A 26,044-nucleotide genomic window follows, 5' to 3' on the forward strand; every position below is an offset into this window, starting at 1 on the left:
AGGGCTCTCGTGGCGGCTTCGCCGCCTTTTTTTAGAAGATGGTATTCTCGTACCGCAGCCTTCCCCTCGAGGGGAAGGCGCAGCGAAGGGGCGGATAGGGCACCGGCGGCAGGAAAGTGCGCGGGGAAATGCGTATCAAGCAGGCGATTTACGGTAGCAGCCAAGCGCCTGTTTTTGTAAATGGCGATGCCCGAAAATGGCATTCAAGTCACCAGTCACGCGAGGCTCCTAATCCATAGCGACTATTCACCACTCACTCCCGTCCTCTGATCATTTGCCATGACTGGATTATGGATGATCATATTCATGCAAAAACGTGATAATGCGTGCTTTCTTATAAAATAAAAATCGTGGAATGTACTCTCACATGACTGAATTTATATGGATTTACCCCTATTTTATCTTGCCATGCACCCTTATTTTGTATAAAATATTAGTTGCGTTATTACTTAGACTCATTCGAATATGCAGGAATGGGAAGCACATTTCTGAAAGCAGATGAAGAAAGGAAAGCGGTTATGTCGGGGGAGGGGATCCACTCTCCGGCGGGGCAGTCTCAGCTGCCGGACTTGGGATCATCAGGACTTGCTAGGAGGAAAGAATTATGGAAGACAAAGAACAGGAAATGCATGAAAACCTGGAACGCGGCCTGAAAAACAGACATATCCAGCTCATCGGTCTTGGCGGTGCGATCGGTGTCGGTCTGTTTCTTGGCTCGGCGACTGCGATCGAACTTGCCGGCCCATCGGTACTCTTGACGTATGTCATCGGCGGCATTGCGATTTATTTCATCATGCGTGCGCTTGGTGAGCTCTCCGTCGCCTACCCGGTCTCCGGGGCCTTCAGTGCGCATGCGGCACGTTTTTTAGGTCCGAAGTGGGGCTATCTCACCGGCTGGACGTACTGGTACATGTGGATGGTCACCTGTATGGCCGAGCTCACTGCCGTCGGGATATACATGAATTTCTGGTATCCGGATCTGCCGCAGTGGCTGTCAGCGCTTGTCGCACTTGTCATCATGACCGTGGTGAATTTCATCGCCGTCTCTGCCTATGGCGAGTTTGAATTCTGGTTTGCCCTCGTGAAGATCTGCACCATCATTTTCATGATCATCAGCGGCATCGGCATGATCGTCTTCGGCATCGGCAATGGCGGCATTGCGACCGGCATCGCAAACCTTTGGCAGAACGGCGGCTTCTTCCCGAATGGTTTTTCCGGCACCCTGATGGCACTTGTCATGGTCATGTATTCCTATCTTGGCATCGAGATCATCGGCGTCACTGCGGGTGAAGCGCATGATCCGAAGTCCACCATCAAGAAAGCCATCGACGAAGTCTTCTGGCGTATCCTGATTTTCTATGTGCTCTCTCTGGGCGTCATCATGTCCATCTACCCATGGAATGAGATCGGACACATGGGATCCCCATTTGTTGTGACCTTTGAAAAACTCGGCATCGCCGGTGCAGCGGATATTATCAATATCGTCGTCATCACGGCGGTACTCTCTTCCTGCAACAGCGGGATCTTCAGCTCCGGCCGTATGCTCTACAATCTGTCCCTGCAGGGGAATGCACCTGCCTGCTTCCAGACGCTGAACCGTCATCGTCTGCCGTGGGTCGGCATCCTTTTCTCCGCAATGATCCTGCTTGTCGCTGTCGGTCTGAACTATGTCATGCCGGCGGAGCTTTTCGTCTACGTCACCAGCGTCGGTTCCTTCGGGGCGCTCTGGACTTGGTTCGTCATCCTGCGCACCCAGCAGAAATTCCGTGCCTCTCTCTCGGAAGAAGAAAAGGCGAAGCTCACGTACAAGATGCCGTGGGCTCCTTACTCCGGCTATATCACCATGGCCTTCCTTGCCTGCGTAGTCGTGGCTTCTGCCTTCCGTGAGGATACGAGAGTCGCTCTCTATGTCACTCCGGTCTGGTTCATTCTCCTTTTCATTGGCTATCGTTTCGTCGATCGCGGAAATCGTGCCGGCGGAGCCAAAGTCGTGGATGCCGTCAAGGCGACTGCGAATCGTTAATATGCAACCCCCGATCGAATTTTTCGGTCGGGGGTTTTCTATGGAGGTGAAAGGAGATCCGCAGCCGGGATCCCCTTCGCAGAACGCCTCCTTTGGATGGCTTCAAAGCGTCTCTCCTGATTTATGATGGCCTTTCGGCTTGACATTTTCCTCATCATCCGATACAATAAGCACATATTACAAAAGTGCTGATGGAAAAAAGTACGTATTTCTGATTTTTCACAGAGAGCCGGGAATGCTGGGAACCGGTAAATAGGAAATAGGGAAGTTCTTTCCGGAACTGCATGACTGAAATCGAAGTAGGTCTTGCCGGGGTGGCTTGCGTTAAGGAGCCGAGAGTTGATCTGATGAAGATGAATGAGGGTGGTACCACGGAGAATCCGTCCCTTGGTACCACCCTTTTTGTATTCCTTAGATAAATTGGGTGGTACCGCGATGAGTCCCCGTCGTCCCTTGCTGAGTGAAGCAAGGGACTTTTTGTTTAAGGGAGAGGAAGAGCGGTGCGGCAATAGAAAGCAGCGCGTAAATCTCTATCACGCAGAATCATATTTCTGAAAGCAGCATAGTAGAAAAGTAGAAAGGAATATCATCATGAACAAATGGGTAAAAGCAGGGCTTATCGCAGCATTGGCAGGAATGACACTGGTCTATGGAGGATGTGGTGGCAATTCGGCAGGGAGCAGTAAGACTTCCGGCAAGAAACAGGTCGCAGTCGTGCAGATCATGCAGCATGGTTCGCTGGATGCAGCCAATCAAGGGATGATCGATGGGCTGAAGGATAAAGGCTATGGACCGGACAAGGTCGAAGTCGATCAGCAGAATGCACAGGGAGATCAGTCGAATCTGAAGAGCATCACGGCACGTTTCAAGAGCAATAAGCCCGACATCATTTTCGGGATTTCCACTCCGGCAACGCAGGCGGTAGCGAATGAGATCAAAGATATCCCGATCGTCGGCTGCGCCATCACCGACTTTGAGACCGCGAAGCTCGTCAAATCGAATCAGAAGCCGGAAACGAATGTCACCGGCGTCAATGACCGTGGTCCGGTCGAAAAGCAGGTAGATATGGGCAAAGTCTTCCTACCGAATGCCAAGACCATGGGGCTTCTTTACTGCTCGAGTGAAGTAAACAGTGAGATCCAGGCGAACCAGGCGAAGAAGCATGCCGCTTCCATTGGTCTAACTGTCGTAGAAAAAACGGTTTCCTCTGTGAATGATATCCAGCAGGTCGCAGAATCCATGGTAGGGCAGGTCGACTTCATCTATGTCCCGACGGACAATGTTCTCGCTTCTTCCATCCCGACCCTTGTCAAAGTGACAGACCCGGCTAAGATCCCGGTCCTCGTCGGCGCTGACAGCATGGCCAGAGACGGAGCGCTCGCCTCTCTCTCTGTAGATTTCTATAAATCGGGCGTCCAGGCCGGCCATATGGCGGCCCAGATCCTGGATGGAAAGATCAAGCCGGAAGAAACTCCGGTCGAGGATCCGGAAGTCTATGAGGTCATCATCAATAAGAAAAATGCGGAGATCCTTGGTATTAAGATCCCGGATGAATACAAGAATGCCACGATGGTGGACTAGGGATGAGTAGCTAGGGATTAGGGATTGGGGATTAGGAGTGACTGGTGACTGGGATTCGCCGGCATCGTCATCCCGAGCGTAGCCCTCGATCTTTATTGCACACCGGTAAGTAGTAATTGCGAGATAACAGAAAAACGCAGCACCAAGACATCGTTTCTGGAATAGCGCATACGTGCTGATTTCCGTACTGCAATAGAGATTTCTCGACTTCGCTCGAAATGACAACGGCGCGAAGCGCTATCAAAACTCCGCGGTGCTTCTGATTTTTATGCGCCGCACCCTCATTCCTAATTTCTCATTCGAGCAAAGCTTTCGTTCACAATCAAGGGACAGCACGTCCTCGGGGCCAATCCTGAACCTTGAGCCCCATATAGTATTGTATAAATAAAAGAAGGCAACATAAGATGAAAAACTGGATGAAATGCAGTATAGCGGCCGCGCTCGCAGCGGCGGCTCTGATCTCCGGCGGTTGTGGTGGACAGAGCGGAGATGCCTCGGGCAAGATCAAGATCGGTGTCGTACAGATCGTGCAGCATGGCTCACTCGATGAGGCCAATAGAGGCTTCGTCGATGCATTGAAGGAGCGCGGCTATGGGCCGGATAAGGTCGAGATCGAGCAGGAAAATGCACAGGGCGATCAGTCGAATCTGAAGACCATCGTTTCCAGGTTCAAAGCAGAGAAGCCGAAGCTGATCTGTGCCATCGCGACACCGGCGGCGCAGGCAGCAGCGAATGAGATCAAGGACATCCCGATCGTCGGTACTGCGATCACTGACTATACCAGTGCAAAGCTGGTACAGAATGATGAGAGACCCGGCGGTAACGTGACCGGAGTCAGTGATTTCGCAGCCATGGATGCCCAGATGGAGCTTGCTGCCAAGCTCATCCCGCAGGCGAAGCATGTCGGCCTCATCTACTGTTCTAGCGAAGTAAACAGCGAAGTGCAGGCGAACCAGATGAAGGACTACTGCAAAAAACATGATCTTGCTGTCGAAGAACGTACCGTGAACAATGTCAATGATATCCAGCAGGTGGCGGAGTCACTCATCGGCAAGGTAGACTACATCTATGTCCCGACGGATAACACGCTGGCTTCCTCCATTCCGACACTGATGAAGATCACGGATGCGAATAAGATCCCCGTCATCGTCGGGGCGGACATCATGGCGAAGGACGGTGCGCTCGCAGCGCTCTCGGTCGATTACTATCGCCTCGGCAAGCAGACAGGAGAGCTGGCGGCGGATATTCTCGATGGCAAGGTAAAGCCGGAGACGTCTCCGATCCAGCATCAGAAGGACTATACCATCGTCATCAATAAGCAGGATGCGGAGATCCTGGGGCTGACGATTCCGGAGGAGATCGCAAAGAAAGCGAATATGGTATGAGGAACCAATGATAAAAGCCTCGATGGCTCAGATGAGCTGTCGGGGCTTTTGCGTATGCGGCTGATAAGGTCAAAAGGCTATACAGAGGCTTCATCGCGGCGATGCCTGAAGCGGCAGGTCAGGAAACGCTGATCTGGTCACCACCATACGCTTTTTCATGCCGCATTTCGTCATGGACTTCCTTACATGGAATGATGGGATCGCTTTCTGTCAGTCAGGAGTCACCGTGCATTCTCCGATCCCCGGCTCCCTTCCTCGGTAAGCCTTTTCTCTTTTTCCCTATGGATTTCTGTGCTATAATAAATCATAAGTATAACTATTTCTACCAGAAGAGCTATGCTGAAACTACACAAAGAAGGCGGGGCTATGTCAGAAATCAAAGAACGATTAGCTCATGTCATGGAGCGGATCGAAGCAGCGCGGGAGAAGTCCCCGTATCATCAGCAGGTCACGCTGGTGGCTGTGACGAAGTTCCATCCCATCAAAGACATGGAAGAAGCCATTTCTCTCGGTGTCACCCATGTGGGTGAGAACCGTGTCCAAGAAATGGAAGAAAAATACCAGGAGCTCTCGCTCCCGGTGACCTGGCATCTGCAGGGACATTTGCAGAAAAATAAAGTCAAAAAGGCAGTCGCTATGGCAGATCTCATCCAGTCAGCGGACTCATTGTCCATTCTGCGGGAGATCGACAAGCGGGCGGCAGAGATCGATAAGGTGCAGGACGTACTTCTGGAGTTTAATATTTCCGGAGAAGAAAGCAAGACAGGCCTTTCACCAGATGACATGAAAATGGCGATCGATGAAGCGAGGTCGCTCTCTCATGTGAGGGTGCTCGGACTGATGTGCATGGCGCCGAATTATGAGGATGTGGAGATGACGCGCCCCGTCTTCCGCAAAGCCCACGAGATGTGGGAGGATATGAAAAAGCAGTTTCCCGAGGGACAGATTTCCATCCTGTCTATGGGAATGACCCATGATTTTGAACAGGCGATCGAAGAGGGAGCCACGATGGTGCGTATCGGCACTGCGATCTTCGGCTCTCGCGTATACCATTAGGAGGAGAAAGAAATGAGTTTATTGGATAAGTTTAAAGATCAGTTCGTCGATCGTGATGATGAAGATATGGAAGAGGAGGATCTTGGCGAGGAGACGGCTCCCGTCAATCCGGCTCAGCCCGTCCCGCCGCGTCCGGCAGCTGTCCGCGGTATCGGCAGAAGTGCTGTCCCGCGTCAGGCCGCCAAGCCATACACCATGGTTGTTGTCAGCCCGAAGAGCTACAGTGATGCGGAAAAGATCGGGGATCATCTGAAGGCTATGCGTCCGGTCGTCATGAATATGGAAAAAACGGATGCGGATGAAGCCCAGCGTATCGTGGATTTCGTTCAGGGCATCATGTATGCTTTGGATGGCCGCATCGACCAGATCTCTGAAAGCATTTATCTCTGCGCGCCGAATAATATGAGCGTTTCCCGTGAGAATTTCGCTGCCTATGCGGATCAGCAGGCAGCCGCACCGGCCGGTGCACCGCAGTGGAATGCCCAGCAGCCGCAGGGACCCTCGGCTCCAGAGGCTTGATGTCTTTCTGGGAAGCGGGCATGGGCTGGCTGAAAAAGCAGTTCAATGACCAGGACGAGGATGTCTATGACACACCGACAGAGGAGAGGGAGATACTTCCGGAGGCAGGCGCGCTGCCGGCCCGAAGTCTCCGTCCGCTGGAGGTGGTGATCATGGTACCCGGCACGTATGCAGATGCACGGCATGGGGTGGATGCTCTTGAAAAAGGGCTCGCCGTTATTGTCGTTTTGAATGACAGTGTGGATGATGAGACAGCCAGCCGGTTTGTCGATTTCATGAGTGGAGCTGTTTATCTGGCCCACGGAAGCATCGAGCTTCTGAATGATGATGTCCTTATCTGCCTGCCGGAGACTGTACGGCTCGATAAGGATCGACTGACCGATTTCCAAGGCATCCCTGCCTGGAAAGGACCGAACCTATGAAAAAGATACTGATCATCGGATGCGGGGCGATGGGAGGAGCGATCCTCTCCGGCTGCCTTGCCAAAGGTTTATGGAAAAAAGAAGAAGTCTTCGTCAAGGAGCATTCCCTTGCGGCTTCGGAAGAAAAAGCAGCACGATACGGAGTCTCTGTCTCCAAAGAGGGGGGCGAAGCCGGTGAGGCGGATCTGGTCATTGTGGCCGTGAAGCCGAACGTGATTCCTTCTGTGCTGGAAGAATTGTCCCGGCATGCGCCCCGCCGGGTTCTTTCTATTGCAGCCGCTGTCACGATCGACACACTGGAAAAGGCTCTTCCGAAGGGGACAGAAGTCATCCGCGTCATGCCGAATACCCCGGCCTCTGTCGGAGAAGGCATGGCAGCGATCGCTCCGGGGACATTTGCTTCGGAAGGATTCATCGCTGAGGCAGAGGATATTTTCCGCGCGCTGGGCAAGGAAGCCGTCGTGACGGAGCGACAGCTCGATGAGCTTGGTGCGCTCTCGGGTGCAGGCCCGGGATATGCGTTTGTCATCATTGATGCCCTGGCAGATGCCGGCGTCCTGATCGGTCTTCCCAGAAAGCTTGCCATCGAAGCCGCTGCCCAGACGCTGTATGGCGCAGCCAAGATGGTGCTGGAAACAGGGAAACACCCCTCTGAGCTGCGGGATCAGGTCACTAGTCCCGGCGGTACCACCATTGCGGGGATCCATGCCATGGAGCGCGCGGGTATCCGCGCTGCGCTGATGGATGGCGTAGAAGCATGCCTCGCAAAATCGGATCAGATGGCGGGGAAATAATTAGAAATGATGAGCCAGGAATCAACATATGAAAGATAGAGAAAAAATCATTCGTTATTTTGCGGCCACCAGTGACGATGCCAAAGACATGGCGATCCGTCTGCTGGATCTGGCCGATGCTGTCGACCGTGGACGGCCATTTGCTGTCGGCCCGTTTATGTCGCCTTTTGCCGCGCAGATCGGGCAGACTATCGCCACCCATATGAAGACTGTCACGGTGAAAAGTGAAGGCGGCTATCATGAGGCAGAGCGCGTGCGCATCGCCTTTTCCAGAGACGACTATGACGGCCCCATCGACTTTGGCATGACACTCCTCTCCGTCACCTGGGATGACCGTTACCGCCTGATCGGGCATCGGGACGTCTTAGGCTCGCTGATGGGTCTTGGTATCGACCGTGCCGTTCTTGGCGACATCCTCATGCAGGGCGCCGGCTGTCAGATCGTAGCAGACAGTACCATGGCCGGGTGGATCAGAGACAATTTCCATAAGGTCGCTATGGTCCCTGTCACGGTCAAAGAGATCCCGATGGAGGAGATCGAGCCGCCGAAGAAAACGGCCAAGGAAGTCCGTGCGACAGTGGCCTCTCTTCGCCTCGATGCCGTCGGGGCAGCGGGCTTTGGTATCTCCCGCTCCAAGATGGTGCAGGCCGTCGATGACGGGCGCACGGAAGTGAACTGGCAGCCTGCCAAGAGCGCGTCCCAGACGGTGAAGGCAGGCGATATCATCAGCATCCGGGGACGCGGCCGCATCGAGATCAAGGAAGAGACCGGTACGAGCCGAAAAGGACGGACGGGGCTTTTGATCGACAGATATAAGTAAGGGTTCGGGGTTCAGGTTAATAGGTTCAATGGGTTCTGTAGGTTCGACAGGTTCATAGATTTCTCATCTTTCGTGAATACCATAGAAGTTTGAAAGCAGGGATTAGTGGCTAGGGATTAGGTTTGCGATACGGGAAAATCGTTAATTTCAAACCTCCACGGCGCTTTTGATTGTTATGCGTCGCACCAGCCCCTTTGAACCTCTTGAACCTATAGAACCCGCTGAACCTCTTTTACTCGTAATCATGGGACGGCACGCCCGAGGGGCTAACCCTGAACCCTGAACCTTGAAGTTTGAAAGCAGAAAGAACAATCTATCCTTTATGTGAATCCTCATAGGTTAAACGGGTTCTGAAGGTTCAAAAGGTTCAAAAGGTTCACAGGGTTCCCATCTTTTGTGAATACCATATTCAAACCTCCGCGGCGCTTCCAGATGATTATGCGCCGCACCACCACTCCTCACTCCTAACTCCTCACTCCTAACTGGCGAGTAGAGCTTTCACACGCAATCAAAGGGCGGCACGCCCGAGGGGCTAACCCTGAACCTTGAACCCTGAACCCTTGAACTCATAAGTAAGAATATCATTAAAGGAGCATAGATCATGATCACACCGATGGATATTCATAATAAAACATTTTCCGGTCAGCTCCGCGGCTATTCGAAGGATGAAGTGAATGCCTTTCTGGAAGAGCTTGCGAGCGACTATGAAAAGATTTACCGCGAGCACCGTGCGATGGAAGAAGAAATGGACATCATCCGCACGAAGCTCCGCAACTACGAAAAGATGGAGTCGACCATGTCCCACACGCTGGTCATGGCACAGGAAACCGCAGATAATGTGAAGAAGAATGCACACAAGGAAGCCGCGCTTTCCATTCAGGAAGCCCAGAGCGAAGCGCAGAAGATCGTTTCCGATGCCGAAGCAGCTCGTCGCAAGATGAATGCGGATCTGCTGAAGGCAGAAGGAGATATGAATCTGTATATCGAAAAGCTCTTGTCAAATTTCAAATCTGCGCTGGCGCTGATCGAAGCAGCCAAAGCCGCTCGTGCGCCGCAGGCGGTGCAGGCTCAGCAGCCGGTAGCTTCTGAACCGTCTGAACCGACCGCTGAGGCGGAGCCTTCTTCCTCGGAAGAAGCAGCAGCACCGGCGGTAGAAGCACCGGCGGCCGCTCCTGCGCCTGCCGGCGGAAATCTTTTCGATGAGGCGGCTAAGACAGTGGCTCCGAAAGAAGAGAACTAAGCCTATGGAAACGAAACAGACCGTGACTGAGTGGGCCAATGACCATCTGGGGCTCACTCTGGCGATCACAAAAAGACTGCATGAAGAGCAGACCCCCTTTCAGCACATTGAGATCGTCGAGACGGAGCAGTATGGACGTCTTCTCATCTTAGACGGTGTTTTCCAGACTTCCGTCAAGGATGAGTGGACGTACCATGAAATGATCGCGCATGTCCCGCTCATGATGCATCCTCATCCGGAGCGTGTACTCATCATTGGCGGCGGAGACGGCGGCGTCGCACGCGAAGTCTGCCGCCACGAGTGTGTAAAACAGGTGGATCTTTGCGACATCGATGGCCGCGTCATCGAGCTTTCGAAGGAATATTTTCCGACGATCTCCAAAGTCCTCCTGGATCCGCCGAAGAAGCTTCATGTCCATGTGGGAGATGGCATCGCTTTCGCGGCCGCGGTGAAGGACTTTTATGACGTCATCATCATCGACTGCTCTGACCCCATCGGACCGGGCGAAGGCCTTTTCACGAGAGAATTCTACAAAAGCGCCAAGGCGGCTCTTAGAGAAGATGGGCTCATCGTCCAGCAGACCGAGTCTCCGATCGTCCAGCAGAAGACCGTCCACGATGTCTTTGCGGCGATGTGTGACGTATTCCCCATCGTACGCATGTATTTTTCACACGTGCCGATCTATCCGGAGTGCATGCACTCCTTCATGATCGGATCGAAGAAATATGACCCGCTCACAGCCAAGGTCCGTGAAGACGGCCCGCAGCCGATGAAGTACTACAATAAAAATATCCAGAAAAGCTGCTTTGCCCTTCCGAATTTCATCAAAGACCTGATCTATAAGGGAAAATATAGTTTTTGACAAAAGACGTGCGCGAGCACGTCTTTTGTGTTGTTGTCGGGTTCAGGTTGATGGGTTCAGGATTGTAGTGGCAGCTTCGCTGCAAAAAATATATTTGCGGCGGAGCCGCCACCTTCATTCCTAATTCCTCATTCGAGCAAAGCTTTCATTCGAAATCAAGGGACAGCATGTCTCATGATCTAAGTCTGAAAGCAGTTGTCGGGTAGCCATCTCTCCGTTTCGTCATCCCGAGCAAAGCCGAGGGATCTTTGTTGCAGCGGAAATCCGTACATTGTGCGTTGTTTCTCTTGCATGAAACACCGTACTCCCTGCCTTCGAAAGCAGGCTTCCCATTTGCGTTCTTGAGCTTACCCGGCGGTATGCCGCAAACGAAAAAGATTCCTCCACTTCGGTCGGAATGACGATACGAGAGTACGGTTTATCTAAAATTTACGGCGCTTCTATATTTTTATGCGCCGCACCAACACTCCTAACTCCTAACTCCTAACTCCTAACTAGAGAGCCGAGCTTTTACTCAAAATCAGTGGACGGAGCCGCCCCGAGGGCTAACCCTTGCCCCCTTCCCATGATATAATGAGAAAAATGATTTCATGAAAGGAGCGATTTCCATGGAAATCCGTGTGTTGAAATATTTTCTCATGGTCGCGCGTGAGGAGAGCATTACGAAGGCGGCCAGCCGCCTCCACATCACACAGCCGACGCTGTCGCGCCAGATGGCGGACCTCGAAGCGGATATGGGCGTCCCGCTCCTGGATCGGAGCGGACGCAAGATCGCATTGACGCCGGAAGGCATTCTTCTTCGCCGACGCGCCGAAGAGATCGTCTCTCTGGTCGACAAGACGGAGATGGAAGTCTCGCAGGCGGCAGAAAATCTGGAAGGCACCATCAGCGTGGCAGGAGGAGATCTCTCGCAGGCACGTGATTTCGTGCGTCTCATTAAGGAATTCCAGACACTCCATCCTTTTGTACATTTCCGCTATTACACGGACATCACGCCCTACATTTGTGAATGTATGGATCATGGCTGCGTCGATGTGGGTCTCCTTGTTGAGCCTTTCGATAGGGAGAAGTATGAGTCATTCCCCATCGGAAAACCGAGCCGGGTGGGGGTGTATATGCGTGCGGATGATCCGCTCGCCAAGAAGCCGGAAGTATGGATGCAAGACCTGGAAGGCCGCCCCCTGCTGCAGGGGCTTCGTCCAGATCTTGAGGCGATGCTCTTTGTCAGGCATACGGATCAGGAAAGCCATCCTGCCATGATCGAGTCTGACCTCCCCGCGAACTTGGTCATCATGGTAGATGAGGGCATGGGCTATTATATCTCCGGGGAGGGTGTACTCCCCTTTCTTGATGAGCATCGGATCTGTTTCAGACCGATCGGAGGAAAGCCGCAGTATATCTACACCTCTCTTGCGTGGCGCAGAAATCAGCCCTTCAGCCGTGTCACGAAAACGTTCATTGAGTTTTTGAAAGAGAAGTTGAAGTGAGGGAAAACATCTGCGAAAGCAGGTGTTTTTTATTGGAAAATCGGGGCCCATGAGAGTGCTGCCCCTTGAGTGCGTTTGAAAGCCTAGCTTGCATGAGAAATGCGAAATGGTGGTGCGATGCATAAAAATATAGAAGCGTCGCAAGGTATGAATCACGGCGATGCCCGAGGAGAGATTTAAGTGACTCGCCACCAGTCGCCAGTCATACCCGATTCCTCATCTCTGGCTTCTAGCTCACTTCATGCCTTTTCACTATCCAAATTCATAATCCATAAGTATTTGCTATGCAGCAATATTCTGCCTATACTAATGACAGAAGAAACGAAGGGAGGAGCATGAACGATGACGATCCAATGGAAAAGGCGGCTTGCTGCAGGACTTGCGCTTGCGGTGTTGCCGTTTGCCATGACCGCAGGATCCTTGCATTTTCACTGCGAGGAAGTCCGCGCCGCGCAGGTGATCAAAGAGGAGAAAGGGACGTACGGCTGCCTGACCTGGCCGCAGAATCTGAATGCCGTCAGAAGCGAGGTGGAGATTTTCAAAGAGATTCCCAAAGACCTGCGAGCGGATACTCCGATAGCCAATGCGATTTACAGGAATACCCAGGTATACACGAATAGCCTCATGCTGGACATGAGACAACTACCGGCAGAGAAGCCTCTTTTCTATCGCGTACGGGCGTACGATCTGGATGGGCATCCGATCGGCCACTATTCGCAGCCGGCAGATGTGGAGAGCGCACTTTTCAAGACGGAGCGCAATGCGCCCATCCCGCACGATCCCTATGGCAAGGGGAATGGCAGTGTCCTTCTGTATCCGGTCTATGCCTACACAGGAAATCCGAATGCCGCGAGCTATGAGATCGAAGTCACGTCAAAGTACCCGGAAAATCTCCATGGATTCTCGCCATCCGTCCACCGCATTTATGCGGCCAAGACAGAACTTACCGATCTCTATGATGATGCGCCGCGGACGGGAACCTACTACTGGCGCGTCAGGGGAATGGACAGCACGGAGAAGCCCGTGGGTGAGTGGAGCCTGCCGCAGGAGATCAAAAATCCGGTGAAGCATTGGAAGGTGGCTGTCTATGGCGACAGCATTTCTCACGGCGGCGGCCATCTCTCCTTTGGGCCTGCCGACCTTGCCTACAGCTATGAGTCGTATCTGGACTTTCCTTCGATCAATCTCTCCCAAAGCGGGGATACGAGTGAGGCGATGGTCATGCGCTTCGAGAAGGACGTGCTTCCTTTTTCGCCGGACTACCTGCTCATCTTGGGCGGGACGAACAGTCTTCGCGCCGGTGTCCCGGCAGCGGATGTGATCTCTGACCTGAAGGAGATCCAGAGAAAGTGCCGCGAGCATGGTATCACGCCCATCCTGATGACGCTGCCGCCGATCAATCCCAGAAACATCCAGAAGGCTTTTAATGAGCCGACCTATGAGGGCTGGAAAGCTTCTTTCGATGAGGTGAATGCTTTCATCCGCGGTGAGGTCCATATCGATACTGCTGCGCCCTTTGAAAAGATGGAAGAGCTTCCCACCTGGCTCGCGCTGGACGGCATTCACGGCGACTGGAATATGAAGCGCATGATGGCGGAGGTCATCAACCTCGAATTTCCAAAGGTGGTAGCCGGTGACTAAGGATTTGGGAATTTAGGGGGCGGCGTGTCTTATGACTGCGAGGCATCCGCGTTTCCTTAGTTCTTCGTATCATCATCTTGAGCGGAGGGGCTAGGACATCGCACCAGAAAAATGGGGCATGAGTCGCAGGATCTCGCATGATCTCTGGAGAACCTTCTTGCCCTGTCCGTCTTTTATTCAATATGTAAGCAGAAAGGATTATGCTATGGTTAAACAGACAGCAGGACGCACTATTCTGGGGAATTTTGCGCCGAAATTTGCAGCACTCAATGATGATGTTCTTTTTGGTGAAGTGTGGAGCCGAGAGGAGAAACTGTCGCGCAAGCTCCGTTCCATCGTCACGGTCAGCGCATTGATCGGGAAGGGCATGACAGATGCGTCTCTTGCCTACCATTTGAAGGAAGCCAAAAAGAATGGCGTGACGCAGGAGGAAATGGCAGAACTTCTGACGCACATTGCTTTTTACGCTGGCTGGCCTAATGCATGGGCGGCCTTCCATCTTGCCATGGAAGTCTATGAGGATGGGGACGCAGAGCACGGCGGCCTCTTTGGGCAGGGCGAGCCGAATACGGCTTACGCGAAGTATTTCACCGGGAATTCCTATTTGAAGGTGATTTCTAAAGCAGGCGATCCGCTGACCATATGCCAAGTGACCTTCGAGCCTGGATGCCGCAACCACTGGCATATTCACCACGCCAAGAGCGGGGGCGGGCAGGTGCTCATCTGTGTCGATGGCGAAGGCTGGTATCAGGAAGAAGGAAAAGAGGCGCAGAGCCTCAAGGCAGGGGATATCGTGGAAATCCCCGCAAATGTGAAACACTGGCATGGGGCAAAGAGGGAGAGCTGGTTCAGCCATCTGGCTTTTGAGATCCCGGGGACCGATCTTTCTAATGAGTGGGGCGAGGAAGTCAGCGCGGCAGCCTATGACGCGCTGACTCGCTGAAGGGGTGTCTATGAAGATACTGATTGTTTACTACAGCTATAGTCATGGAAATACGAAAAAGATCGCAGAAGCGCTGAGAAAAGCTACAGGGGCTGACATCGAACGTATCGAAACGGTCAAGAAGTACGGTCCCTATGAGGAAACGGTCGAAGTGGGACAGACGGAAGTGCAGAAAGGCTATTGCCCGCCGCTTCGTCCGATGAAGAAGGACATCGCAGGTTATGATGTGATTGCTTTGGGATCGCCGACCTGGTGGTACACCATGGCGCCTGCCATGCGCACCTTCGTGACGACGCATGACTTCACTGGAAAGAAAATGATTTTCTTCACGACACATGGTGGCTGGCCAGGGAGCGCCATCAAGCATCTTACGAATTTAACCCATGCGGATGAAGTACTCGGGACGATAGAAGTCCGCTTTGACCCCTATGGGGGCGACGAACAGATTACGCCGGAAAAGGACGTGGACGCTTGGATTTCTATGATGGAGAAGAAAATGCGAGGGTAGAATGGATGTGCAACAGCAAGAGCTCGAAAAGATGAAAATCAAAGAGCTCAGAAAAGAACGCTTCCGCCTGCTGGATGATATTCACGAAAAGCAGCAGCAGCTCGATCAGATCGATTACCAAATTTATCAAAAGAAAAATGAAGAGTGAAAGGAAGGATCATGATGTGGAAGAAAGCGATCGCTCTTTCGTGTGCGTTTCTGGCAGCGGGAGGGTTAACCGGCTGCGGGGGAACCACGGGTGTGCCTCATCGCGAGGACAAAGCAGCAGGCGCATCGAGCGAGACCCATATGGTGAAGAAAGATGGCAAAGCCATCGTAGTATATTTTTCTGCGACAGGGAATACAAAACGTGCTGCAGAAATCATTGCGCGCGCCAAAGGGCTGGATGTATGGGAAATCAAGCCGAAAGAACCCTATACGGATTCGGATCTCGATTATAGAAATGACAACAGCCGCGTCAGCCGCGAACATCAGGATCGGAGCATTATGCCGGAGATCGATGGGGATGTACCTGGTTGGGATAGCTATGAGACGGTTTTTCTGGGGTATCCGATCTGGTGGGGCGAAGCACCGAATATTGTGTATCATTTTGTGCGGAATCATGACTTTTCCGGAAAGCAGGTCATTCCTTTCTGCACATCGCATTCCAGTGGTCTTGGAGACAGCGATGTGCTGCTAGAAGAAACGGCCAAGAGTGGCGAGTGGTTTCCAGGGACTCGTTTCTCCGGCGGCGTATCTGAAGGCGATCTCATCGACTGGACAAAGCATTTCTGACGGGTCTTTATGAGAAATGTCTATCTTTCCCTGTCATTTGGCGTAAAAGTAGGGAAAGACACTTGACAAGCATGAAACATGATTTATAATAAAAGCATGTTTTAAGAGCATGAGCATATTGTCTGTGTCTTAAAGCAAACCATTGCCTGCGTTTCGCGTGTCTGGCGAGTCATCCCGCCATGGTATACCCCTATATCATGGTTTCCCGCTTTCCCCATAGCCCCGATGACATCCCATCGCCTTCACAAGAGCGCAGGCAGAAAAGAGCGGGTCTCCCCTAATTTCCCGCTCTTTTTCTATTGCATTTTTCTGATGGATGACTGACCTTAGCTTCATGTACTTCCACGTCCCATGCCCCGTGCAGGAAAAGATTTTCTGATCGATCAAAAGAAAAGCGGCTCGGCGCATGCATGCCGGAGGCGGGGTTTCTGATCCTCCCGATGAAAATCAGTCCCGTCTGGCAGATTTTCTTATTTGTTAAATTGACAATTCGTTTTATTATATTTTATAATTAACCAGATACATTTGAAATAGTGTACCCTTATTTGGGGGAGAGTTGATTTTTGAGTTTTCGGGGCCATTCGGAGTTTGGCCTCATTGTTCATGAAAAGGGGACATAATCATGGCACAGGCAGCAACAAGAGCAGAACGTATGGTGGGCGTTCGTGCGAATATTCTTAACACCGCTAAAAGACTTTTTTTGGAACAGGGGTATAAAAAGACAACCATTCGCCAGATCGTACAGGAGTCCGGGATCACCTCGGGCAGTATCTACAATCTGTTTGAGAATAAAGACGCTGTTTTCTCGGCCATTACGAATGAACTTTGCCAGGTGATCGTGGATGAGGTGGAGAAGCGCTTCTCTGATAAACCGCTGGAATATCACTATGCAGCGATCCTGGCGGTCGAGCTGTATGCGATCGAGAAGAAATCTGTTTTCCGTGAACTCTACTATGAAGCCTATACGGAGCCAAAGATTTTCGAAGCCCTGCTCCATACGCATCTGGATCTCGCAGATCACTACCTCGCAGAGGCAGACTGTATGGGCTATCTGAAGCCGGATGAATATTATGCACGCATGCTCCTTTCCAAAGGCGCCATGCTCGGCTATATGCAAGCCTTCGACTTTGACCGTACCGGTCCTGTCCGTGTGCTTCGAAGAGAGCTTGCCTCCCTCATCCTGCTGTCTCTCGGGCTGAAGAAACGGGATATCAAAGACCTGTATTCCTTTATGCTGGAGATCGAGGATGAATGCAGCGAGATCATCGAAGTGATCCTTGACAGCGTGCATCAGTCATAGGGCGGGGATAGTGAGTGAGGCTCCCGATGGATCTGTGACTGGTGACCGAAGGCCGCCCCAGGGCGCCGCCTCAGCCAATAGACAAATGGATAGCGATCCCAAAGCGTGAGAGATAGAGTCTCTCACGTTTTTTATTTGAAAAAAGTTTCACAAAAGCTATTGCAATTTTATGCACAACGCTGTATAATTATCACATCGTCAAACAAGCCCATGTGAAAGGGCTGATGAAATTGTCTATATTATTTTGAAAGGCGGCATTATCATGACAGATATTAAAAGCGTAAAAAAAGTAGTTCTTGCATATTCTGGTGGTCTGGATACCTCCGTTATCATTCCGTGGCTGAAAGAAACCTATGGCTGTGAAGTCATTGCCTGCACCGTAAATCTGGGACAGCCGGAAGACTTCGAAGCCATCCACAAGAAGGCGCTCGCATCCGGCGCTGAATATGCAGAGACTCTTGATGTTCGCAAAGAATTCATTGAAGAATATGCATACAAAGTCCTTCAGGCAGATGGCCGTTATGAAGGCAAGTACCTGCTCGGTACCTCCTTCGCTCGTCCACTGATCGGCAAATGCCTCGTCGACATGGCAAAGAAATATGGCGCTGATGCCATCTGCCACGGCGCGACCGGCAAAGGCAATGACCAGGTTCGTTTCGAACTCACCATCAAAGCACTGGCTCCGCACATGAAGATCATCGCTCCATGGCGTATCTGGGATATGAAGTCCCGTGAAGATGAAATGGCTTATGCAGAAGCACATGGTGTGCCGATCGACAAGTATGATGAAAAGCAGACTGATGAAGAAAAGGCTGCACAGAAATACCCATACTCCATGGACTGGAACATGTGGCATCTGTCCCATGAAGGCGATGATCTGGAAAATCCGGCAAATGCGCCGCACAAGGATATGTACCTCGTCACCTGCGATCCGGAAGAAGCTCCGGATAAGCCGGAGATCGTCACCATTGATTTTGAAAAAGGCATCCCGACCGCTGTCAATGGCAAGAAGATGGACGGCGTAGAGCTCGTGAATACACTGAACGCCATCGGCGCACGCAACGGCATCGGCATCGATGACCTCGTAGAAAACCGCCTCGTCGGCATGAAGTCCCGCGGCGTCTATGAAAACCCATGCGGCTCCATCCTTTTCTACGCACACACCGAACTGGAACGCCTCTGCCTTGACCGCGCGACCTTCCATTTCAAAGAAATCGCTGCTGTAAAATACTCGGAGCTCGTATATGACGGGATGTGGTTCGCACCGCTGCGCGAAGCACTGCAGGCCTTCGCTGACAAGACCTCTGAAACCGTGACCGGCAAAGTCACCCTTCGCCTCTACAAGGGCAACATCATGTCCAATGGCGCAGAAAGCCCGTATTCCCTGTATAATGAAGAATTCGTCACCTTCGGTGAAGATGATGTATACAATCAGGCAGATGCAGAAGGCTTCATCAACCTCTTCGGTCTGCCGCTCACCATCCGTGCCCTCATGAAGGAGAAGAATGCAAAATGAGTGATATGATGTGGGGCGGACGCTTCACGAAGGCAGAGGAAAAGAATGCACTGGATTTCAATGCATCCATTTCCTATGACTGCCGCATGTATCGTGAAGATATCGCCGGCTCTATCGCCCATGCAAAAATGCTGGCGGCTCATGGGATCATTTCCAAAGAGGATCAGGAAAAGATCACCAAGGGTCTTCTCTCTATCAAAAAAGAGATCGATGAAGGGACATTCCCTTTCTCCGTCGAACTCGAAGATATTCATATGAATATCGAAAAACGTCTCACCGAGGAGATCGGTGATGCCGGCGCCCGCCTCCATACGGCGAGAAGCCGCAATGACCAGTGCGCGCTGGATCTCCATATGTATATGAAGAGAAATATCGCGCGCCTGTCTGAAAAGCTCATCGCCGTCTTAGAAGCCCTCCTCGCTGCTTCCAAGAAATATCAGGACGTCATCCTGCCGGGCTACACCCACATGCAGCGCGCGCAGCCGGTCCTCTTCGCTCATCACATGCTCGCGTACTTTGCGATGCTCGAGCGTGACTTCAAGCGTCTCGAAGACTGCTACGATATGTGTGACATGTCGCCGATCGGCGCCTGTGCGCTGGCAGGGACCACGTACCCGACACATCCCGAGGAAGAAGCGAATGACCTTCACTTCGCCTCCGTCTATGGAAACAGCCTCGATGCGGTCTCGGATCGCGACTACCTTCTCCAGTTTCTCTCCTTCGCATCGATCTGTGCGATGCATCTCTCGCGTCTGTCGGAAGAATTCATCTACTGGTCCACCAGCGAATTCCAGTTCATCGAGCTTGATGACGGATACTCCACAGGCAGCTCTATCATGCCGCAGAAGAAGAATCCGGACATGTGTGAGCTCATTCGCGGCAAAACCGGCCGTGTCTATGGACACCTCATCGGTCTTCTGACCGTCATGAAGGGTCTGCCGCTGGCCTATGACAAGGACATGCAGGAAGATAAGGAAGGCGTCTTTGATGCCTTGGATACCCTGTACTTCGCCCTCGACATCTATGCCGGCATGATCTCCACCATGACTGTCAATGGCGATCACACCCGCCAAGTCCTTGAAAGCGACTTCTCGAATGCGACCGACATGGCAGACTACCTTGCGAAGAAAGGCCTGCCTTTCCGTCAGGCGCATGCCGTCGTCGGAAATGCGGTCCACTACTGCATCGAGCACCATAAGGTTCTTCTGGATCTCTCCATGGAGGAATTCAGATCCATGAGCCCGCTCTTTGAAGAAGATATCAAAGAAGCCCTCTCTATCGAAAACTGCGTGAAGAACCGTGAAAGCTACGGCGGCACAGGGCCGAAGTCCGTAGAACGTCAGCAGATACACGCAGGGGACATGATCGCTAAGATGAAAGAAATGTCCGCGTCTTGGAAAGAGGAAATGGCGTTTCTTGGATGAGTGACTGGTGACTAGGGATTAGCAGCTAGGGATTAGAAATCACGTTTCTCTGAACTGCCTCATTGATGTAACCACGGCGTTCCCGCCTGGTATAGACAATTTCACAAGCAAAAAGCCCATCGTCTGATGGGCTTTTTGCTTGTGAGAAGGGCGGGGCATGGTGGCGGCTCTCTCATATGGCAGGATATGCTTTTATCGGATCTGGTGAGCCGCGCGATCACTAAAAAAGAAGGCACCAGAAAGAAGATGCCTTCTTTTTTTCTTATCTTTCCGGCGGAAGTCCGGCATATTCTCTGGCGAAGTCAGAGAAATTCTCGATGATATAGCGCTTCAGCATATCTGCCGGGGGAGAGAGCTTCTCGCCTTTTTTCCACGAAAGGCTGATGTAGCGCGAGCAGCTCGGAGAGGAGATCGGCACCAGCGCGACATGGTCGCCGCCGACACCGTGCCATGTGATGCGCGGCGCGAAGGATACACCGAGGCCGGCGCGGATGAATTCACGTACCGTCATCGGGCTGTCGCTCTCGAGTACCACGTGTGGGACAAAGCCTGCCATGCGGCAGTAGAAGTCTGTGATGGTACGAAGGGAAGAGCCTGCTTCCAGAGAAATGAATCCCGCTTTCTCAAATTCATCCAGATTGACAGATGATTTTCTGGCATGCGGATCCGTATCCGGCATAGCCAGCATGATGTCTTCCTTGAGGAGCGTCACAGAGTGGTCATTCTCGATCGGATTGATGGAGGAGGACAGGAAGAGATCCACATGATTCTGGTTCTGTTGCCCCGGCTTATTGTGCTGCTGCAGGATCTCGAAACGGATATCCGGATGCTCCTGACGGAAACGGGTGAGGAAAGCAGGAATGATCATAGAAGCCGCGAAAAGAGAAATGGTGACGGTGAGTTTTTGTGCTTCCTTGGTATCAGCCAGCTCCTTCTGCGCGCCGTGCAGCTCCTGCATGATGCGGTTCGTATGGCGAAGCAGGATCTCGCCATATCTTGTGAGGACGATGTTTCGACCGCTTCGGGAAAAGAGCGGTACGCCGAGCTCTGTCTCAAGTACCTTGATGGTATGGGACAGGGACGGCTGGGAAATGTGAAGGGCTTCTGCTGCGCGCGTCAGGTGCTGCAGCTCGGCTGTCTTTTGGAAATAGCTCAGGGCGAGCAATGTCAATTTCATGGAGATCCCCCAAATGATTGATAGAAAAAACAAAAAATCGAATATCACTTATAAGTATTATACTCTTACATATGGAAATTATCAATCAATCTTTCTTCTTATGCACTGAAATTTAAGAATCCTCAAAGAGATATCGGCTGTCTTGCGGTTCAAAAAAGTCCCGCACATTCATGGGAGCTAAAATCATCAAGAACTGTCGGGCATAAGAAAGATAACGGGAAGGAATACATGGTCAATGGAAGTGACTTATTCATAGATAACAGGCAATGAATCGATAGATAAAGTCTTGGTTCACTCGGAAGCCCGCGTTCTTAAACCTCCCCTTCATTTATAGTATAATAGGGAAAATAATAGCATTTTGGAAAGGAGCTTTTCTATGAAGAGGAAAAAAACTGCCCCTATGACGAAGGCAGAACGCATCGCTGCCGCCATTCGTGGAGATGCAGTAGACCGTGTACCATACTCGCTGTGGTCTTATCTGCCGATGATCGATCTCGATCCCGCAGCGAATGCGGAACATACCTATGATTTCTATAAGACCTATGACGTCGATATCTTGAAGACGATGAATAACGGGATGTACAGCGTCGAAGATTTCGGCGTGACAGTCGATTATTCAGACATTGAAAGAGGCGGCGTGGCGAAAATCATTTCCACTCCGGTCCATACGCCGGAAGACTGGCTGAAAGTCAAGCCGGTCTCACTCCATGAGGGGGCGCTGGCTCGTGAGCAGGACTACCTGAAGAGACTGCTGAAGAAGACCAATGGCGAAGTGCCTGTCATTTTCACTGTCTTCAGTCCGCTGACTACGGCAAACAAACTGTGTCCGCACATGATGGAGCACATCGCTTCCGGCCATGGAGAGCAAGTGAAGGCAGCTCTGACTGCCATCACAGAGACCACCTGCGCCCTCGTCCAGCGCGTCATCGAGCTGGGCGCGGATGGCATTTTCTTTGCGACGCAGCTCTCCTCCTATGATCTGGTGAAGGAGGATCTCTACAAAGAGTACGGCATGCCCTATGATATCGCGGTTCTTTCCGCTTCGCAGGGCTGGTGCAATGTGCTGCATGCCCATGGAAAGCACATCATGTTCCCTCTGCTTCGGAAATACCCCGTTCAGATTTTCAACTGGCATGCCTTTGAATCTCTGCCGGGCATCCACGAGGCGCAGGTCATGACCGGTAAGTGCATCATGGCCGGCCTTGAACGCATGGATATCACTGACGGACATAAGAATGAGATCGAGCACCAGATCTATGAGACGCTTAGAGAGACGGGCGGCCGCCATGTCATTCTCTCGCCCGGCTGCGTCATCCGCTATCCGCTGGATCCAGATATGCTTTCCTTCGTCAGGAAGGCCAAGGGAGAAATAGAAACGAAACTATTGGGGACTAATGACTGGTGACTAGTGACTGGGAGACATCTGACTCTCTCGTATTGTCATTTCGAGCGAAGCGAGAAATCTTTGTTATTCGCGGCTCATCGGACGATGTTAGAAAGAGCTAAAACAGGAAGCCTGTTATCAAGAAGCCTTCGGGCATCGACTCATATATATTCGCGGCGAAGCCGCCACCTTCATTCCTCATTTGAGCAGAGCTTTCAAACGGAATCCAAGGAACGATCCGCCCCTTGGGCTCACTCTGCATCTGGCAATAAAAAAACTCCCGATTTTGTCGGGAGTTTTTTTATCTTATTTATTTCTTTTCCATCGGTGGAAAGGTGGAGATCTGTGCTGTGGTGTAGCGGAGCTTTGGCGAAACGATCGCGTAGATCACGTAACTCATAGCGGTGACGAAGGCACCTTCCAGAATGACGGTCCAGCCGCAGCCGTAAACCGCATATACACTGTAGATGCCGCCGATGATAGCAGCGATGTTTGCGATCTTAGCTTTTTCTATCGGTACGCTTTCCGCTTTCTGCAGATCAGAGACAGCACCCATCGCGAGAAGATAAGGGATGAGATTGATCATGACCGCGAGGTTGATCAGAATGTTGAACTGCTTCAGGAGAGTCGGGCTGATGGTAGCGAGCGTCATGCAGAGCTGGATGCCGAAGAGGCAGGCGATCGCTACATAAGGCGAACGGAATTTGTTGACCGTGGAGAGGAAGCGCGGGAAAAGGCCGATGCTGGAGGCTTCACGAGCAACTTCCGATACAGTGAACTGCCATGCGGTCAGAGAGACGAAGCAGGAGCAGACGAGCATGCAGGAAACGATGTGGCCGACAGTGTCGCCAAACATGGAGGCATACGCAAGGCCAAAGGGCGCACCAGAGACCATGAGCTGCTGGTAAGGTACGAGTCCACCGATGATAGCCGTCGAGGTGGTGTAGCAGGCACCGGCGAGAAGTGTCCCGGCGAGGACTGCGATCGGTACGTTCTTTTCCGGGTTTTCTACCGTATCAGAATTGGCACAGGCAGTTTCAAGACCAAGGAAAGCCCAGATGATGACAGCAATGGAGTCTTTCATCGCCGCATAGAACGGCATATCGGACGGATTCCAGGCTTCTCTGTAGATGTTTGCATCGAAGAAGAAACCGCCGGCAAAGAGGAGACCGATGACCGGAATCACGACGCAGATGACACCGAGAGAGGTGAATTTACCAAATTTCTTCGGGCCGACCAGACTGATGGTCGCTGCAAGAAAGAGAGTAGCAATGGTAGCGAGGCAGACTTCGACCGGCGAAAGGTCAAAGCCGAAGACATATGAGCCGTAGCTGACGACGCCGCTTGCGATAGCAACATTCGCAATGATGAGGGAAATCGTATAGCAGAAGTTAGAGACGAAATTTCCCGATCGGCCAAAGCGATACTCTGCATAGCCGCCCATGCCGCCGACCTTCTTTGTGAACATGCCGCACTTGGCAAACGCATACGCGAGGATGGTCGCGCCGATCGAGGCGAGGATCCAGGCGAAAATAGAAACTGTCCCGACTTCAGCCAGTGTCGCTGGCAGAAGAATAATACCGGAACCCATCATGTTGATGGCTGTGACTGTTGTGAGCTGTACCACTCCCATTTTTTTGCTCTTAGACAAGGTTTGTTCCCTTCTTTCTTAATCCAACTCATGACGATGTCATGATGGGGGAAAAAATGTTGTCCCGGACGTCTCCGGATGATGCAGTCTGAAATCATCAAGGCATGCACGAGCCCCATTTGCTTTCGATGACGGTGAAAGAAACAGGGCATAAAGAAAACCTACCGATCACAGAGTGACCGATTCGCAGCTCAACTGCCGAAACAGGGCGCGTGAATTTTTATTTATTGCAATATACCATAATCGAACCCGTATGACAAGACTTTTTTTGAAAAAATTTGATATTTTTTTTCAGAGCAACTCCTATGAACTTTTGAGGACTTCAAAGGAAAAAAGAGAAAAACAGAAGAAAATGGCAGCTATCACGGATTGGCATGGATTGGAATGATAAATCAGAATGTATCATGATTTTTCCTACTAAAATTTCATAAAACCTCAAACTGCCCTTTTTATCGCCCTTCCGGGGTTTTCAACCAAAATAGGCTTGTGAATATTATGCATATTCATGTTTGAAATATGCAACTCTATACGCTTGCATCTGAGGATCTCTTTCTGCAGTTTATCCTCTGAGCGCCTGAAATGGGGCGAAATTGCCCCACAATGCCTCACAGTGACAAAAATGATAAGCTACATGAGAATGGGAGTCTTGTAAGTGAGAATAAATATATTTTATTACCTATGGTAAAGAAGAAATCTATAATGCGAAAGGCACGGGCTTTCTTCCTTCTAGTCGCACCTTCCCAGGGACTCTTTTGCATGGATAGGACCCGCTTTGCACGTTTGGCAATGAAAGCGCTGCGTGGGGCTTGGCCACCAGTCCCCGCTTTCCTTGACACTCCGTTTATATTTGCTATATACTATTAAATATGACTTTCTATGGGATCCCCCATATAAGGAATAAAATTATTCAGAAAAGAGGCAAATTGTCATGGCAGAAATGCAGCGTACCCTGGTCACCAAAGAAGGCCTTGAAAATATGCAGAAGGAGCTCGACGAACTCCGCAGTGTCAAACGTGCGGAAGTCGCGCAGCGTCTGAAAGAAGCCATTGCCATGGGCGACCTTTCGGAAAACTCCGAATACGATGAAGCGAAGAATGCACAGGCGTTCCTCGAAGGCCGCATCCAGCAGCTTGAACAGCAGATCCGTACAGCACAGGTCATTGAAAAGGGAACGAAGAACCGTGTAGATGTCGGTTCTACCGTCGTTATCGAAGATATGGAAGAGCATGTGCAGGAAACCGTCACCATCGTCGGCTCCACCGAGTCGAATCCTTTCGAGGGACTGATTTCCAATGAATCTCCGGTCGGCCGTGCCCTTGTCGGCGCGAAAGCGGGCGATATCGTCGAAGCGGATGCTCCGACCGCTGTACTGAAGTACAAGGTCATCGAGATCAAAGATAATTAAAATGATTTTTCATCCTGCACAATCCGCCATTATCTGGCGATGCAGGGTTCAGGATTCAAGGTACGGAGGCAGGACGGGCTTTTTCAAAAGTGTCCTCTCTCGGTGCATGGGTCTCTGGACCCTTTTTGTGCT

The 26,044-nt window shown here is 51.6% G+C and carries 22 protein-coding genes and 1 other annotated feature; of the genes, 20 read left to right on the forward strand and 2 right to left on the reverse strand.

All coding sequences use genetic code 11. The features are described 5' to 3' along the window. Positions 1–604: 604 nt before the first annotated feature. The 18 genes from ACGG9R_RS02175 to argH all read left to right on the forward strand — a co-directional run bounded on the left by ACGG9R_RS02175 (position 605) and on the right by argH (position 20,295). A complete protein-coding gene (locus tag ACGG9R_RS02175; protein ID WP_390150894.1) occupies positions 605–2,023 on the forward strand; it encodes an amino acid permease in 1,419 nt (472 codons plus the stop codon). A gap of 179 nt (positions 2,024–2,202) precedes the next feature. Then, positions 2,203–2,414 (forward strand) — a binding site (T-box leader). A gap of 200 nt (positions 2,415–2,614) precedes the next feature. After that, positions 2,615–3,604, forward strand: coding sequence for an ABC transporter substrate binding protein (locus ACGG9R_RS02180; RefSeq protein WP_390150897.1), 990 nt, complete (start codon positions 2,615–2,617; stop codon positions 3,602–3,604). 404 nt (positions 3,605–4,008) lie between these two features. Beyond that, on the forward strand, positions 4,009–4,989 hold the full coding sequence (locus tag ACGG9R_RS02185) for an ABC transporter substrate binding protein (protein ID WP_390150900.1): 981 nt from the start codon (positions 4,009–4,011) through the stop codon (positions 4,987–4,989). Positions 4,990–5,355: 366 nt separating this feature from the next. After that, entirely contained in the window at positions 5,356–6,045 is a 690-nt protein-coding gene (locus ACGG9R_RS02190; RefSeq protein ID WP_390150903.1) for a YggS family pyridoxal phosphate-dependent enzyme, read from the forward strand. Between the two features lie 12 nt (positions 6,046–6,057). Continuing rightward, the gene (locus ACGG9R_RS02195) at positions 6,058–6,564 is read left to right on the forward strand and encodes a cell division protein SepF (RefSeq protein ID WP_022105173.1); all 507 of its coding nucleotides are present in this window, start codon (positions 6,058–6,060) and stop codon (positions 6,562–6,564) included. Positions 6,565–6,584: 20 nt separating this feature from the next. After that, positions 6,585–6,986: a cell division protein SepF gene (gene sepF, locus ACGG9R_RS02200; RefSeq protein ID WP_390150907.1), complete on the forward strand. Its 402-nt coding sequence runs from the start codon at positions 6,585–6,587 to the stop codon at positions 6,984–6,986. Further along, positions 6,983–7,780 carry a pyrroline-5-carboxylate reductase gene (gene proC / locus ACGG9R_RS02205; protein WP_390150910.1) on the forward strand — a complete coding sequence of 266 codons (798 nt, stop codon included), beginning with the start codon at positions 6,983–6,985 and terminating at the stop codon, positions 7,778–7,780. The genes sepF and proC overlap by 4 nt, the downstream gene beginning before the upstream one ends. Before the next feature lie 28 nt (positions 7,781–7,808). Then, positions 7,809–8,600 carry an RNA-binding protein gene (locus tag ACGG9R_RS02210; protein ID WP_390150912.1) on the forward strand — a complete coding sequence of 264 codons (792 nt, stop codon included), beginning with the start codon at positions 7,809–7,811 and terminating at the stop codon, positions 8,598–8,600. A 601-nt stretch (positions 8,601–9,201) separates the two neighbouring features. Continuing rightward, positions 9,202–9,840 carry a DivIVA domain-containing protein gene (locus tag ACGG9R_RS02215; protein WP_390150915.1) on the forward strand — a complete coding sequence of 213 codons (639 nt, stop codon included), beginning with the start codon at positions 9,202–9,204 and terminating at the stop codon, positions 9,838–9,840. A gap of 4 nt (positions 9,841–9,844) precedes the next feature. Next, positions 9,845–10,702: a polyamine aminopropyltransferase gene (gene speE, locus ACGG9R_RS02220; RefSeq protein WP_390150917.1), complete on the forward strand. Its 858-nt coding sequence runs from the start codon at positions 9,845–9,847 to the stop codon at positions 10,700–10,702. A gap of 608 nt (positions 10,703–11,310) precedes the next feature. Continuing rightward, on the forward strand, positions 11,311–12,189 hold the full coding sequence (locus ACGG9R_RS02225) for a LysR family transcriptional regulator (RefSeq protein ID WP_390150920.1): 879 nt from the start codon (positions 11,311–11,313) through the stop codon (positions 12,187–12,189). Positions 12,190–12,531: 342 nt separating this feature from the next. Further along, positions 12,532–13,830, forward strand: coding sequence for an SGNH/GDSL hydrolase family protein (locus ACGG9R_RS02230; RefSeq protein ID WP_390150923.1), 1,299 nt, complete (start codon positions 12,532–12,534; stop codon positions 13,828–13,830). A 205-nt stretch (positions 13,831–14,035) separates the two neighbouring features. Beyond that, the gene (locus ACGG9R_RS02235) at positions 14,036–14,773 is read left to right on the forward strand and encodes a carboxymuconolactone decarboxylase family protein (protein WP_390150926.1); all 738 of its coding nucleotides are present in this window, start codon (positions 14,036–14,038) and stop codon (positions 14,771–14,773) included. A 10-nt stretch (positions 14,774–14,783) separates the two neighbouring features. Next, on the forward strand, positions 14,784–15,281 hold the full coding sequence (locus ACGG9R_RS02240; RefSeq protein WP_390150929.1) for a flavodoxin family protein: 498 nt from the start codon (positions 14,784–14,786) through the stop codon (positions 15,279–15,281). Positions 15,282–15,440: 159 nt separating this feature from the next. Next, positions 15,441–16,055 carry a flavodoxin gene (locus tag ACGG9R_RS02245; RefSeq protein WP_390150932.1) on the forward strand — a complete coding sequence of 205 codons (615 nt, stop codon included), beginning with the start codon at positions 15,441–15,443 and terminating at the stop codon, positions 16,053–16,055. 622 nt (positions 16,056–16,677) lie between these two features. Then, complete coding sequence (locus ACGG9R_RS02250; protein ID WP_390150935.1) at positions 16,678–17,355, forward strand: TetR/AcrR family transcriptional regulator; 678 nt, start codon at positions 16,678–16,680, stop codon at positions 17,353–17,355. Between the two features lie 271 nt (positions 17,356–17,626). Continuing rightward, entirely contained in the window at positions 17,627–18,871 is a 1,245-nt protein-coding gene (locus ACGG9R_RS02255; RefSeq protein WP_390155046.1) for an argininosuccinate synthase, read from the forward strand. Continuing rightward, positions 18,868–20,295 (forward strand): argininosuccinate lyase, encoded by a 1,428-nt coding sequence (argH, locus tag ACGG9R_RS02260; protein WP_390150938.1) that lies wholly within the window; start codon positions 18,868–18,870, stop codon positions 20,293–20,295. The genes ACGG9R_RS02255 and argH overlap by 4 nt, the downstream gene beginning before the upstream one ends. 262 nt (positions 20,296–20,557) lie before the next feature. Here the strand turns inward: argH and ACGG9R_RS02265 are convergent, their stop codons facing one another. Beyond that, positions 20,558–21,472 (reverse strand): LysR family transcriptional regulator, encoded by a 915-nt coding sequence (locus tag ACGG9R_RS02265; protein WP_022105188.1) that lies wholly within the window; start codon positions 21,470–21,472, stop codon positions 20,558–20,560. Between the two features lie 376 nt (positions 21,473–21,848). On the opposite strand from ACGG9R_RS02265, the gene ACGG9R_RS02270 reads away from it, so the two are divergent. After that, positions 21,849–22,877 (forward strand): uroporphyrinogen decarboxylase family protein, encoded by a 1,029-nt coding sequence (locus ACGG9R_RS02270; RefSeq protein WP_390150942.1) that lies wholly within the window; start codon positions 21,849–21,851, stop codon positions 22,875–22,877. Between the two features lie 289 nt (positions 22,878–23,166). Here the strand turns inward: ACGG9R_RS02270 and potE are convergent, their stop codons facing one another. Next, positions 23,167–24,507 (reverse strand): putrescine-ornithine antiporter, encoded by a 1,341-nt coding sequence (potE, locus tag ACGG9R_RS02275; RefSeq protein ID WP_390150945.1) that lies wholly within the window; start codon positions 24,505–24,507, stop codon positions 23,167–23,169. Positions 24,508–25,435: 928 nt separating this feature from the next. Here potE and greA point away from each other — a divergent pair. Continuing rightward, positions 25,436–25,912 (forward strand): transcription elongation factor GreA, encoded by a 477-nt coding sequence (greA, locus tag ACGG9R_RS02280; RefSeq protein WP_022105191.1) that lies wholly within the window; start codon positions 25,436–25,438, stop codon positions 25,910–25,912. Positions 25,913–26,044 lie beyond the last annotated feature (132 nt).

The sequence above is a fragment of the Dialister sp. i34-0019-2H8 genome (assembly GCF_042846925.1).
In the GTDB taxonomy this organism is placed as follows: Bacteria; Bacillota; Negativicutes; order Veillonellales; family Dialisteraceae; genus Dialister.